Origin of the sequence: Micromonospora sp. M51 (assembly GCF_018070305.1) — a bacterium.
GTDB lineage: Bacteria > Actinomycetota > Actinomycetes > Mycobacteriales > Micromonosporaceae > Micromonospora > Micromonospora parva.
In genome coordinates this window covers 1-510 of the sequence record NZ_JAGPXZ010001465.1, presented here as the reverse complement: position 1 = coordinate 510, position 510 = coordinate 1, and the positions used below count along the sequence as shown (strand labels likewise).

2 pseudogenes are annotated in these 510 nt (G+C 72.2%); both read right to left on the bottom strand.

The features are described from left to right. A pseudogene (locus tag KBX53_RS35475) lies at positions 1-194 on the bottom strand (serine--tRNA ligase); the annotation flags it as partial. Positions 195-279: 85 nt separating this feature from the next. Then, positions 280-510: pseudogene (locus KBX53_RS35470) on the bottom strand (MerR family transcriptional regulator); the annotation flags it as partial.

The window sequence follows — 510 nt, the reverse complement described above, 5'->3', positions numbered from 1 at the left end:
GCCTGCGCGTACGCCCGGGCCTCGGCCTTGCGGCGCTGCCGCTCGGCGTCGATCTCCGTGATCAGGGCGCGGCGTTCCTGGTCGAGCCGCTGGATCTCGTCCAGGGCACGGGTGACCTCGGCGGGATCCAGACGCTTCGCCAGCGCGGTCGCCACCGCCTCGCGATCCTTCCGGATCAACTCCATGTCGAGCATGCTGCTCCGTACGCCTCCGTCCGGGGTCACTGGTGGACCACCAGATGCTACCGTCGCGGGCTTTTCCGCCCGGGACGGGGAGGTTCTAGAGCCGGATCGGCATCAGCACCGAGTAGGTGTCCGCGTCGTCCGGTCGGCGTACGGCCAGCGGGGCGATCGGCCCGTCCAGCTCCAGCACCAGTTGCGGCGCACCGGCCGCGTTCAACGCGTCCAGCAGGTAGCCACCGTCCACCCCGACCCGCAGCGCGTCGGTGCCCAGGTCGGCGGCGGGGAGCAGCCGCAGCTCGCCCCGGTCGTCGACGCCGAGCACGGTGAC